Annotated in this window: 11 protein-coding genes; 7 read left to right on the forward strand and 4 right to left on the reverse strand. The window is 57.0% G+C overall.

Annotated elements, in window-relative coordinates:
• Window positions 1-13: 13 nt before the first annotated feature.
• Together dps and rhtA are read right to left on the reverse strand one after the other, a co-directional pair.
• Window positions 14-517, reverse strand: a complete 504-nt coding sequence (gene dps, locus P346_RS06250) for a DNA starvation/stationary phase protection protein Dps (protein ID WP_032661273.1) — start codon at window positions 515-517, stop codon at window positions 14-16.
• Between the two features lie 299 nt (window positions 518-816).
• On the reverse strand, window positions 817-1,704 hold the full coding sequence (gene rhtA, locus P346_RS06245; RefSeq protein ID WP_023334998.1) for a threonine/homoserine exporter RhtA: 888 nt from the start codon (window positions 1,702-1,704) through the stop codon (window positions 817-819).
• A gap of 354 nt (window positions 1,705-2,058) precedes the next feature.
• Between rhtA and ompX the strand changes: the two genes are divergently transcribed.
• Entirely contained in the window at window positions 2,059-2,577 is a 519-nt protein-coding gene (gene ompX / locus P346_RS06240) for an outer membrane protein OmpX (RefSeq protein WP_023310884.1), read from the forward strand.
• 102 nt (window positions 2,578-2,679) lie between these two features.
• Here ompX and P346_RS06235 read toward each other — a convergent pair whose 3' ends face one another.
• Window positions 2,680-4,263: a phosphoethanolamine transferase gene (locus tag P346_RS06235; RefSeq protein WP_032661275.1), complete on the reverse strand. Its 1,584-nt coding sequence runs from the start codon at window positions 4,261-4,263 to the stop codon at window positions 2,680-2,682.
• Between the two features lie 283 nt (window positions 4,264-4,546).
• Window positions 4,547-4,675, reverse strand: coding sequence for a manganase accumulation protein MntS (gene mntS / locus P346_RS06230; RefSeq protein WP_014831181.1), 129 nt, complete (start codon window positions 4,673-4,675; stop codon window positions 4,547-4,549).
• 183 nt (window positions 4,676-4,858) lie between these two features.
• Between mntS and mntR the strand changes: the two genes are divergently transcribed.
• The 6 genes from mntR to P346_RS06200 all read left to right on the forward strand — a co-directional run bounded on the left by mntR (window position 4,859) and on the right by P346_RS06200 (window position 11,868).
• Window positions 4,859-5,332 carry a manganese-binding transcriptional regulator MntR gene (gene mntR / locus P346_RS06225; protein WP_023310887.1) on the forward strand — a complete coding sequence of 158 codons (474 nt, stop codon included), beginning with the start codon at window positions 4,859-4,861 and terminating at the stop codon, window positions 5,330-5,332.
• On the forward strand, window positions 5,329-6,438 hold the full coding sequence (locus P346_RS06220; RefSeq protein ID WP_032661278.1) for an anion transporter: 1,110 nt from the start codon (window positions 5,329-5,331) through the stop codon (window positions 6,436-6,438). Before mntR ends, P346_RS06220 begins: the two co-directional genes overlap by 4 nt.
• A 101-nt stretch (window positions 6,439-6,539) precedes the next feature.
• Window positions 6,540-7,634: an HlyD family secretion protein gene (locus P346_RS06215; protein WP_032661279.1), complete on the forward strand. Its 1,095-nt coding sequence runs from the start codon at window positions 6,540-6,542 to the stop codon at window positions 7,632-7,634.
• Entirely contained in the window at window positions 7,631-9,202 is a 1,572-nt protein-coding gene (locus P346_RS06210; RefSeq protein ID WP_032661282.1) for a DHA2 family efflux MFS transporter permease subunit, read from the forward strand. The genes P346_RS06215 and P346_RS06210 overlap by 4 nt, the downstream gene beginning before the upstream one ends.
• Window positions 9,202-10,725, forward strand: a complete 1,524-nt coding sequence (locus tag P346_RS06205) for an efflux transporter outer membrane subunit (protein ID WP_032661284.1) — start codon at window positions 9,202-9,204, stop codon at window positions 10,723-10,725. Before P346_RS06210 ends, P346_RS06205 begins: the two co-directional genes overlap by 1 nt.
• A gap of 102 nt (window positions 10,726-10,827) precedes the next feature.
• Complete coding sequence (locus tag P346_RS06200; RefSeq protein WP_032661287.1) at window positions 10,828-11,868, forward strand: aldo/keto reductase; 1,041 nt, start codon at window positions 10,828-10,830, stop codon at window positions 11,866-11,868.
• Window positions 11,869-11,939: the final 71 nt, after the last annotated feature.

The raw sequence follows: 11,939 nt of genomic DNA on the forward strand, positions 1-11,939 counted from the left end.
GCAATTATATGAATTACTCGATGTTAGATTCGATAAACCACAGGAACTGGTCCAGGTCGCGGGACGCGGCGGTGAAAATGTCTGCGGTATCTTCGTCTTTGGTTTCGCTAATGGCTTTGCGCACGTCATTAGCCACAATCGCGTAGCGGTCCGCCAGCTCTTTCAGGTGATCCTGAACGGTATGGATATCCAGCGGATAACTCTTCAGTGGCGTTTTGCTGTTGATCACCTGCGTGGTACCCAGCGCTACGCCGCCTAACTGAACGGCACGTTCAGCCATCGTATCGAGGTGGGTAACCAGTGCTGTACGGAAGCCATCCAGCATTTCATGAACGGCAATAAAGTTTGCACCGCGCATATTCCAGTGGGCCTGTTTGGTGATCAGCGAAAGATCGATGAACTGGATCACCTGGCGATTCAGCAACTCAATGGTCGCCTTTTTGTCGCTATCCGATACATCGTTACGGGTATAAAGCAGATTAGACGCTTTCGTTTTCACCAGTTTAGCGGTACTCATAATCTCATATCCTCTTGATGTTTATGTCCCAGGTAATTACGGAACTAAGTATAGCACCGGATTTTTTGTCTGCGGTTTGGCTGTGCCTATCGGTTTAATAGTGAGAAGATGGTTGAGAATTTAATTTATTGAAATTAATGGGTAATTTTTAAATTGATACAGATCAATCTTAATTGCTGGAGGGGGGCGTAAACGCAGAGGGATATTTCGAAAATAGAACAAAGTGTGTAAAGAATTATAATCTATCTCTTTCTGGCCTTTATTCTGCATGGCGTGGAAGCCATGCAGAATATATGGCCTTAGCTGATATCCACTTTCTCAACTTTAGGTTCGGGGCGCATGGTGAGCGTCGAGCCCATTGATGCCGCGATAATCGAGCAGAGCGCCAGCGTCTGGGTCAACGTGAGGGTTTCGCCGAGAAATACCATCCCGGAAATGGCGGCTAGCGCAGGCTCCATGCTCATAAGGGTGCCAAATATGCGCGTCGGCAGACGCGTAAGGGCAATCATCTCCAGAGAGTAGGGGAGTGCGGTAGAGAGAATCGCGACCGCCAGCCCGATGGGCATGACGGACCATTGCCAGATAGATTCGGTAGCCTGCGCCATGCCGATGGGCACAAAGACGATGGCTGCGATCAGTGACCCCAACGCGACGGTCGCCGGACCGTGCTCTTCTCCCGCACGCTGGCCCGTAAGTATATAGACGGCCCAGCAGGCGCCTGCACCCAGCGCCAGGGCTGCGCCCGTCAGATCGATCTCAGCGACGCTCTGGCCCAGCGGCAGCAGGAACCATAGGCCCAGAACGGCTAACACGACCCAGATAAAATCGACCGGACGTCGCGAGGAGAAAAGCGCCACCGCCAGCGGACCGGTGAACTCCAGCGCGACGGCGATCCCCAGCGGTATCGTCTGAATAGAGAGGTAGAACAGATAGTTCATTGCCCCAAGGGAAAGTCCATAAAACAGCAGGGGTAAACGCTGCTCCTTTTTGAAGCGCAGACGCCAGGGTTTGAAAATGACCACCAGTATCGCCGTGCCCAGCACGATACGCAGGGCGGTGACCCCGGGCGCGCCAACCAGCGGAAAAAGTGATTTTGCCAGCGAAGCACCGCTTTGAATGGACAACATGGCAATGAGTATGACTGCGACCGGCAACCAGACCGACGACGTGCGGGATAACCCAGGCATCCTTTCTCCTGTCAGCTTATGTCAAATGAGGTAAAGGTTGCAGTGTAAAGGAAATAAGCGGCGACGGTTGAGGCGCTGTTGAAAAAAAACTGCGTTAAATCCGTAAAATGATTAAGCGCTGGTGGATTTATCGCCTGATAGATTAGGAATAATCTGGATGAATGTAACGGCGCGTACGCGCAATATGCGCATTTAGTAGTGAAAATTGCATGTGATTTGAAAGAGATAGCTGACGCTGGAAACGTTCTGTTACAGGAAAGGTTTCATTAGACATCACGAATCACAAAGAGTTTCGCAAATTTTTTTGATATATTTAAAACTTACGGACTTACTTGAAGCACATTTGAGGTGGTTATGAAAAAAATTGCATGTCTTTCAGCACTGGCCGCTGTACTGGCTGTTTCCGCAGGTACCGCTGTAGCTGCTACTTCTACTGTTACTGGTGGTTACGCTCAGAGCGACTATCAGGGCGTGATGAACAAAGCTAACGGCTTCAACCTGAAGTATCGCTACGAGCAGGATAACAACCCACTGGGCGTGATCGGTTCTTTCACCTACACCGAGAAAGATCGTTCTGAAAACGGCGCATACAACAAAGGCCAGTACTACGGCATCACCGCTGGTCCAGCTTACCGTCTGAATGACTGGGCGAGCATCTACGGTGTTGTAGGTGTTGGCTACGGTAAATTCCAGCAGACTGAAAACCAGAGCGAAAGCCGCACTGCAAGCAACAGCGACTACGGTTTCTCCTATGGCGCAGGCCTGCAGTTCAACCCAATCCAGGACGTTGCTCTGGACTTCTCCTATGAGCAGAGCCGTATCCGCAACGTTGACGTTGGCACCTGGATCGCGGGCGTAGGTTACCGCTTCTAATCACTCCGGTGATTAAATAAAAAATCCGCCCATTGTGGCGGATTTTTTTTTGGCTTTTCCCCTCTCCCTGGGGGAGAGAGCCAGGGTGAGGGCATCGGACCGCTACTTACTCTTAATATCGAAAATATCCGTACCCAGATGGTTGTAGTCAACTTTCTGTAACTTGAAGTTGGTAACGTACACTGGGGGAGCTTTCTTGTTAGAGACAAACGGGTAAGCCGTTTTTATCTGCTCGGCCTTAATCCCCGTCCACTGCGAGAAGAACTGCAGGAAATCATTTGCCGAACGGCGCGCTTTAATCACGCGATGCGTTTTATCATCACTCGACAGCACCATAAACGGCACCTGGAAGTTCTGCTGGAACTTGTCATCGTGCGCCAGGTACTGCACCTCTTTACCACGCTCTTTAAACGCCAGCCCGTGATCCGAGAAATAGACCATGGAGAAGCTGTCGCCCGTATTGCGTAGCTGATCGTACAGCTTGCTCAGCAGGTCGTCGGTTTGCGTCATGGTGTAGAGATAGCAAGAGGTCTCTTTGGACTGCACGAACTCCGCGTACTTCCCGCCGGTCCGATCGCAGGCCTGCGGGTGCGACCCCATCAGGTGCAGGACGATCAGCTGAGGCTGGGTGCGCGGGGTGGCGAAGACCTGTGCCGTCATTTTCAACAGCGCTTCGTCTTTGGTGTTTTTGTCGGCTTCAAAGTCGCCGTTCTTCAGGAACTGCACTTCGTCGGCACGTTTGGCGATACTGGCGATGGCCGTATCGTATTCGCCAATTTGCCCCTGATTGGAGAACCACCAGGTCTGATAACCCGCGCGGTTTGCCAGGGTGACAAAATTATCCTGATACTGAGGTTTGCCGTCGACGACCCGGTTAAGCGTCAGGCCGAGCGATTTCTGCGTCGAGCCGCTGGCCGCGACATAATCGGTAAACAGCGTGCCTTTGACCGAACTGGCAAACGGTGTGTTATCCCAGTGTCCGCCGAAGGCTCCCATTGCATCGCGACGTGCACTTTCGCCAATCACCACCACATAGGTGTGGTATTTCGGCTTAACGGCCAGCACGTTCCAGGTGTCTTTCATATTGGAAAGCTCAGCCATGCGCGCCTGCTCGTCGAGAACCTCTTTATTATTAACAACGACGTCCTTCACGAAGCGGAAAACCGGATAGCCGATATTAGTGAGCCTTAGCTTACCGTCCCAGGGAATATTCTGGATGGGGGCGACAAACGCCACGGCAACGCTGAACACCAGACAGAGTATTTCGATCTTACCCCAGGATTTTTTCTCGGCCGGCTGACGACGGAGGGCGATAACGCCCAGCGCGAAGATAAAGATCCCGACCACGTAGCTGTACCACGGGAAGATCGTCAGGATCTCCGTCGACTCTTCCATATTGGTCGAGTGCAGCGCCAGCAGGGTATTAAAGTTTGGCGCGCCGTAAGCCTGGCCAAACGGGAAATAGAGTGCAGCGACCAGCGAGCAGATCCCGATTAACGCTTTTTGCACGCGCGGTGCGGCTCGCCACAGCACATGCAGAACGCAGGTGAACGCCACCGCGTAGAGCAGACTAAAGGGATAACCCAGCGCAAAGTTAATCAGTAATGACTGCAAAAAGTAAAAACCCGTCCACGGGCTTAAGGCCCGGCTGCGGGTAACAACGGTATCTATCAGGGTTACATTCATAGGTCACTATCATGGATGAAAACGCCATGTGCTCACCCTGGCGTCAAGGGTCATAACCTGCCTGACAGTGCGTGGAGAGGGAATGAGGGTCCGCTTCAGCGAGCCGCAAATTGTGCAGGGCTGCAAGAAGATAGTGCGAGCGCTAAATAATATCAACAGTTGCTAAGCAGATGTTTTGCGAAGGGGATTGCAAATCCGTAAAAAAGATCGGGAATAAGGCGGCTGGAAGCCAGTTTACAGCGAGATTGTGACGGGAAAATGAAGCGGCGTACCGCAACGCCGCTTAGTGGGAAGGTTTGTCGTCCTGATGCGGTTTGTTGTTAAACATATCGCACAGCATGTTCAACAGCATTAAGCGCACTTTAAAGGGAGAGTGGGTAAACACGGTCATGCACCTCTTGAATTCGTTCATAAGACCTCCTGAGTTTTGATCCCTTCGATCCGTGAAGGGTGACTGCATTACATACAGATATAGCACAGGCTATATTGTATAGCTATGGCTATTTCGTTAATTTTTTGTGCTTGCGGAGCTATGGTTTACAATGTGCGCTCTCCAAACCGGGCGCTGGAAGCGTCACCCCACTGAGGAAGTACAATGAACCGTCGCGCAGGTCATCCGACAATGAGGAAAACGACGCAACTGGTGAATGTTGAAGAACATGTCGAAGGTTTTCGCCAGGTCCGTGAAGCGCACCGGCGTGAACTGATTGATGATTATGTTGAACTCATTTCCGATCTGATCCGTGAGGTCGGTGAAGCGCGCCAGGTCGATATGGCCGCCAGGCTGGGGGTTTCACAGCCTACTGTCGCTAAAATGTTAAAACGCCTGGCCTCCGTGGGCTTAATTGAAATGATCCCCTGGCGCGGTGTTTTTCTGACGCCGGAAGGGGAGAAACTCGCGCAGGAGAGCCGCGAGCGCCATCAGCTTGTCGAGAATTTTTTACTGGTGCTGGGCGTTAGCCCGGAGATCGCCCGCCGGGATGCGGAAGGCATGGAACACCACGTCAGCGAAGAGACGCTGGTGAAGTTTCGTGAATTTACCCTTAAATATGGTCCCTCCGCTGAATGAAAATCCCCGGACTGCAGGCCCTGGCACGCGATCGTTTCTTCCATCTCTTATTAATCATTGGCGCAGCGTTAAGCCTGTTTGTGCCGTTTGCCCCACACGCCTGGCCCGCCGCGATTGACTGGCGCACCATCATTACCCTGAGCGGCCTGATGATGCTCACCAAAGGGGTCGAGCTGAGCGGCTATTTTGACGTTCTGGGCCGTAAAATGGTGCGCCGCTTTGCCACCGAGCGCAGGCTGTCCCTGTTTATGGTGTTCTCCGCCGCGGTGCTGTCGACGTTTCTGACCAACGATGTGGCGCTGTTTATCATCGTGCCCCTCACGCTCACGCTGCGTAAGCTGTGCGAGATCCCGGTCAGCCGCTTAATCATCTTTGAAGCGCTGGCCGTCAATGCAGGCTCGCTTCTGACGCCAATCGGCAACCCGCAAAATATCCTTCTGTGGGGACGGTCCGGGCTGTCGTTCGCCGCCTTTACCTGGCAGATGGCCCCTCTGGCGCTGGTGATGATGCTGTCGCTGTTGGCGGTATGCTGGTTCGCGTTTTCGGATAAAAAGCTGCAGTACCACAGCGGCGCAACCGGCCCGCAGTGGCAGCCGCGCCTGGTGTGGAGCTGTCTCGGGTTATACATCGTCTTTCTGTTCGCGCTGGAGCTGAAGTATGAGCTGGCGGGCGTGCTGCTCGTTGCCGCAGGCTTTGTCGTTCTGGCGCGTCGCGTGCTGGTGAGCGTGGACTGGACGCTGCTGCTGGTCTTTATGGCGATGTTTATTGATGTGCATCTCCTTATCCAGCTTCCGGTACTGCAGAACGTTCTGCACAGCGTCAGCACGCTGTCTCAGCCGGGACTGTGGCTGACGGCGATTGGCCTGTCGCAGTTTATCAGCAACGTGCCTTCCACCATTCTGCTGCTCAACTATGTTCCGCCCGATACGCTTCTGGCCTGGGCGGTCAACATCGGCGGGTTTGGGCTACTGCCCGGCTCGCTGGCAAACCTGATTGCCCTGCGTATGGCCAACGACCGTCGAATCTGGTGGCGTTTCCACGTCTGGTCGATTCCGATGCTGGTTTGGGCTGCGGCGATCGGTTTCGGAATATTCCTTCTCATATAGTGCGCAATTTGTCAGTTTTTCCTGGCAAACGTATAGCAACGTCCTAGCTTTAGTGAACGGCATAGTGTGATGCCGCTCACTGACAGGACCGTTGCTGAACTATGGCTGAAGATCAAAACCCGCCTGCTGACGAGCAGGACAAAAACAATAATGAGCGTAAGCGCCCGGGCAAGAAACCGTTAATTATCCTCGGCATTGTCGTGGTGGTAATGGTCGTCGTGGCGCTGGTCTGGTGGTTCTTAACCCGTAACGAAGAGACGACCGACGACGCCTTTACCGACGGCGACGTGGTGACGATTGCCCCCAAAACGGCGGGTTACGTTACCGAGCTGCGCGTGCGCGATAACCAGCGCGTGAAAAAGGGCGATCTGCTGGTGGTTATCGATCCGCGGGACACCACCGCGCAGCGCGATCAGGCTCAGGCCCAGCTTGGGCTGGCTATCGCGCAGCTGCATCAGGCCCAGGCGCAGCTGGCGCTTTCAAAAGTCCAGTATCCCGCCCAGCGTGACGAAGCCAAAGCGCAGGTGCTGAAAGCGCAGGCCGATCTGGCGAACGCGCAGGCGGAGTACCGTCGTCAGCGCGGCGTCGACCCGCGTGCGACCACCCAGCAAAGTATTGATTCCGCGAACGCTCAGCTGCGTAGCGCCCAGGCAGGGCTGGCCAGCGCTCAGGCGCAGCTGGAAGTGGCAGAGCAGGTCCAGTTGCAAATCCGCCAGCAGGAAACCAACGTTGAAGCGCGCGAGCGTCAGGTCGATCAGGCTAAAGCGCAGCTGGAAACCGCCAACCTCAACCTCTCCTATACCGAAGTCCGCGCCCCGTTCGACGGCGTTGTCACCAAACGCAACGTGCAGCCCGGCACGCTGGTGCAGGCGGGGACGGCGCTGTTCTCGCTGGTTTCCCCGAACGTGTGGGTGGTCGCGAACTTTAAAGAGTCGCAGCTCGAGCGCATGAAGCCGGGCGATAAGGTCACCGTGTCCGTCGACGCGTGGCCGGATATGGAGCTTGAGGGGCACGTAGACAGTATCCAGCAGGGCAGCGGCTCGCGCTTCTCCGCCTTCCCGGCAGAAAATGCCACCGGTAACTTCGTCAAAATTGTGCAGCGCGTGCCGGTCAAAATCGTGATTGATAAGGGCCTGGATCCGAACAAACCGCTGCCGCTGGGGCTGTCGGTTGCACCGAAGGTGACGGTGGAATGACGGATCACAGCCACGACAGCTGGAAGCCCGCCAGCAATCCGTGGGCGGTGGCGATTGTCGTCACCCTGGCGGTGTTTATGGAAATTCTGGACACCACCATCGTTAACGTGGCGCTCCCCCACGTGGCAGGCTCGCTCTCGTCCAGCTATGACGAATCCACCTGGGTGTTAACCAGCTATCTGGTCGCGAACGGTATCGTGCTGCCCATCTCGGCGTTTCTGAGCCGGGTGTTTGGGCGCAAGCAGTTCTTCCTGATCTGCATCGTCATGTTCACCGTCTGCTCGTTCCTGTGCGGCATCGCTACCGAGCTGTGGCAGATCATCCTGTTCCGCGTGATGCAGGGCTTCTTTGGCGGCGGGCTGCAGCCCACGCAGCAGTCGGTGCTGCTCGACTACTTCAAACCCGAAGACAGGGGCAAAGCCTTTGGTCTGTCCTCCATTGCCATTATCGTTGCGCCGGTCCTCGGCCCGACGCTGGGCGGCTGGATCACCGACAACTATTCCTGGCGCTGGGTGTTCTTTATCAACATTCCGGTGGGGATTGTGACGGTGCTGGCGATCTACCAGCTGCTGGAAGATCCGCCGTGGGAGAGCAAATCAAAAGAGAAGCTGACTATCGACTGGACGGGGATCGGCCTGATCGCGCTGGGGCTGGGCTGTCTGCAGGTGATGCTCGACCGGGGAGAAGACGAGGACTGGTTCTACTCGAACTTTATCCGCACCTTCGGCGTGTTGACGCTTGTCGGCATTATCGGCGCCATCTACTGGCTGGTATATGCCAAAAAGCCGGTGGTGGATCTGCACTGCATGAAGGACCGCAACTTTGCCATCTCCAGCCTGCTGATGGCGGGGATGGCGATGATCCTGTACGGCAGCTCGGTGGTGATCCCGCAGCTGGCGCAGCAGGACCTGGGCTACACCGCCACCTGGTCCGGGCTGGTGCTGTCGCCCGGCGCGGTGCTGATTGTGTTAACCATTCCGCTGGTGCTGAAGCTGATGCCGGTGGTGCAGACGCGCTGGATTATTGCCTTTGGCTTTACCTGTCTGGCGGTGTCGTTCTTCTGGTCGCGCACGCTGACGCCGGATATCGACTTCGAAACGCTTGTGCTGTTCCGCAGCGCCCAGTCGATAGGGCTGGGGTTCCTGTTTGTGCCGCTCACGACGATTGCGTTTATCTCGATACCGAGGCGGCTGAATGCCGATGCGGCGGCGCTGTTTACCATGTTCCGCAACGTAGCGGGTTCGGTTGGCATATCCCTTTCGACGGCGGCCATCACCGAACGCGCGCAGGCGCACAGCGCGCATCTGGCGTACCACGCCTCGCCGCTTAACGAGCAGTTCCAGCTGGCGATACGCGAAAGCGCCCAGGCGATCCAGAACTTCACCATCCAGGTGGGCGACCCCACCGGCATCGCCACCGGGCGCATGTACCAGACGATGATCGAGCAGTCGCGCTTCCTGGCCTACATCGACGTTTTCACCATCCTGAGCGCGGTGGCCTTGTTACTGATTCCGTTTTGTTTGTTGCTCTCGCCGGTTAAGAGCGAGGGGAGTGCAGGAGCACATTGATGATACACAGACGTTTACACCCCCTGATGATAATGATGCTGCTGGCGGGCTGCGCCGTCGGGCCTGACTACCAGCAGCCTGCGCCGCCCGCCGTTACGCACTGGAACGATAAGGGCGACAGCGCGGTGAAGTCGCAAACCACCTCCGCCGCGACCAACCCGCGCTGGTGGAAGACCTTCGGCTCGCCGCAGCTCGACAGCCTGGTTGAGCGCGCCATCGCCGGAAACCTGACGCTGCAGCAGACGGTGCTGCGCATCGCCGGGGCGCGAGAGCAGATTAACCAGGCGGGCGGGGCGTTTTATCCGTCGGTGAACGGCAATCTGCAGGCGACGCGCCAGCAGCTTGGTCTGGAAGGAGAGCTGAAATCCCACGGCGTGTATGACCAGGTGGATAGTATCGATCCAAACCTGAAGGGCGCGCTGGGGTCGCTGACGCAGCCGGTTAACCTCTACCAGGGCAGCTTCGACGCCCAGTGGGAAATCGACCTGTGGGGCAAGGTGCGTCGTCAGGTGGAAGCCGCCGAAGCGCAGCAGAAAGCCGCCATCGAGCAGCGTAACGACGCGCTGGTGTCGCTGGAAGCCGAAGTGGCGCGCGCGTGGCTACAGCTGCGCGGGGCGCAGAGCATTATCGCCACGCTGAACACCCAGATTAAAAGCGCGCAGCAGACTCTGGATCTCACCGAAAGCCGCCAGCGGGGCGGGCTGTCGCCGCAGATGGACGTGGAAAACGCCCGGGCGCAGTTAGGCAACCTTGAGGCGCAGCTACCGCAATATCAGGCTCAGGAGCGGCAGGCGATGAACGGCCTGGCGATCCTGCTCGGCAAGCCGCCGGGGGCGCTGGATGCGGAATTGCAGAGCGTGCAGCCGATGCCTGCCCTGCCGGATATTGTGCAAACGGGCATTCCGTCCACGCTGGCGCGACGTCGTCCGGACGTGCGCGAAGCGGAGGCGAACCTCCACGCCGCGACGGCGCAAATCGGCGTCTCGGTGGCGGAGCTGTTCCCGAGCTTTACGCTCTCCGGGCAGTTTGGCCTGCGCAACAGCGAAACCAACTGGCTGACCGACTGGAGCAGCCACTTCTACAGCTTTGGCCCGCAGGTCTCTATTCCCATCTTCCAGGGCGGTCGACTGGTCTCCAGCGTGAAGGTGGCGCGCGCGCAGCAGGGAGCGGCGGTGCTGGACTATCGCCAGACGGTGCTGACCGCGCTCGGGGATGTCGAAAACGCGCTGGTGAGCTATCGCACCGACCAGCAGCGTGAAGCGGGTCTCGCAAAAACGATCGACGCCCTGCAAAACGCCTTTGATTTAGCGAGCGACAGCTACCGGCAGGGGATCGCCAGCTTTATCGACGTGCTGGACGCCCAGCGACAGCTGGCGCAGGCCCAGCAGCAGCGCGCGCAGGCGCAGGTGCAGAGCGCGCTCGATCTGGTGGCGCTCTACAAGGCCCTCGGCGGCGGCTGGGAGCCGTATCAGCAGGTGCAATTACCGGACTACAGCGTCTTTGGCGACGCCCCGCGCGGATAAATTCAGAGGATTGGGCAAGAAACGGACAGGAACGCCACATTCGCGATGGTTGAGGGGCGGGTATAACTATCGGGTACCCAATCGACATGCGAGGAATAACTTATGCGTTATCAAAAACTGGGCAACACCGGTCTGTTTGTTTCTGAACTATGCCTCGGCACCATGACCTTCGGCGGTGAGGGCGGCATGTGGGGCAAGATTGGCCAGCTCCAGCAAAGTGAAGCCGAGCAGCTGGTGGGCCGCGCGCTGGATGCCGGGATTAACTTTATCGACACCGCGGACGTTTACTCGGAAGGGCGCTCGGAGGAGATCACCGGTCAGGCGCTGAAAAACCTGAAAATCCCGCGCGAGAACGTGGTGGTCGCCACGAAAGTGTTCGGCGAAACGGGAACGGCAGGGGTGAACTCGCGCGGCAGCTCGCGCTATCACATCATCAGCAGCGTGAAGGAGAGCCTGCGCCGCCTGCAGCTCGATCATATCGATCTCTACCAGCTTCACGGCTTCGACCCCGCAACGCCGATTGAAGAGATGCTCTACGCGCTGGATAACCTGGTGCAGCACGGCCACGTGCGCTACATCGGCGTCTCGAACTGGGCGGCGTGGCAGATTGCCAAAGCGCTCGGTATTTCTGAACGTCTTGGGCTGGCGCGTTTCGCGTCGCTGCAGGCGTATTACACCATCGCCGGGCGCGATCTGGAGCGCGAGCTGGTGCCGATGATGCAGAGCGAAGGCGTCGGGCTGATGGTCTGGAGCCCGCTGGCGGGCGGCCTGCTGAGCGGGAAATATGGCCGCGACGGGCAGAGCGAAGTCGGTGGTCGCCGTCTGGAGTTCGACTTCCCGCCGGTGAATAAAGACCGCGCCTTCGACTGCGTGGACGTGATGCGCACTATCGCCGAAAGCAAGGGCGTCTCCGTCGCGCAAATCGCGCTGGCCTGGCTGCTGCATCAAAAAGCGGTGACCAGCGTGATTATTGGTGCGAAACGCGTCGAACAGCTGGATGACAACATTGCCGCGACCGGGATCCGCTTAAGCGAAGACGAGCTTAAGCAGCTTGATACGGTGAGCGCGCTGCCGCGTGAATACCCGGGCTGGATGCTGGAGCGACAGGGTGAATATCGCCGCAATCAGCTCGCGCAACAATAACCTTCCTCGCCCCGGTAGTGCATCGCTAACCGGGGCTTTTTTTTCCGCACTGCTCACAAAAAACGATCCTC

Origin of the sequence: Enterobacter sp. DC1 (assembly GCF_000568075.1) — a bacterium.
Classification (GTDB): Bacteria; Pseudomonadota; Gammaproteobacteria; order Enterobacterales; family Enterobacteriaceae; genus Enterobacter; species Enterobacter asburiae.

Bases quoted from the DNA above. Each gene is read 5' to 3' on its own strand.
- P346_RS06215 (WP_032661279.1), top strand. From the start codon at position 6,540: ATGGCTGAAGATCAAAACCCGCCTGCTGACGAGCAGGACAAAAACAAT.
- ompX (WP_023310884.1), top strand. From the start codon at position 2,059: ATGAAAAAAATTGCATGTCTTTCAGCACTGGCCGCTGTACTGGCTGTT.
- P346_RS06235 (WP_032661275.1), bottom strand. From the start codon at position 4,263: ATGAATGTAACCCTGATAGATACCGTTGTTACCCGCAGCCGGGCCTTA.
- mntR (WP_023310887.1), top strand. From the start codon at position 4,859: ATGAACCGTCGCGCAGGTCATCCGACAATGAGGAAAACGACGCAACTG.
- rhtA (WP_023334998.1), bottom strand. From the start codon at position 1,704: ATGCCTGGGTTATCCCGCACGTCGTCGGTCTGGTTGCCGGTCGCAGTC.
- P346_RS06220 (WP_032661278.1), top strand. From the start codon at position 5,329: ATGAAAATCCCCGGACTGCAGGCCCTGGCACGCGATCGTTTCTTCCAT.
- P346_RS06200 (WP_032661287.1), top strand. From the start codon at position 10,828: ATGCGTTATCAAAAACTGGGCAACACCGGTCTGTTTGTTTCTGAACTA.
- dps (WP_032661273.1), bottom strand. From the start codon at position 517: ATGAGTACCGCTAAACTGGTGAAAACGAAAGCGTCTAATCTGCTTTAT.
- P346_RS06210 (WP_032661282.1), top strand. From the start codon at position 7,631: ATGACGGATCACAGCCACGACAGCTGGAAGCCCGCCAGCAATCCGTGG.
- P346_RS06205 (WP_032661284.1), top strand. From the start codon at position 9,202: ATGATACACAGACGTTTACACCCCCTGATGATAATGATGCTGCTGGCG.
- mntS (WP_014831181.1), bottom strand. From the start codon at position 4,675: ATGAACGAATTCAAGAGGTGCATGACCGTGTTTACCCACTCTCCCTTT.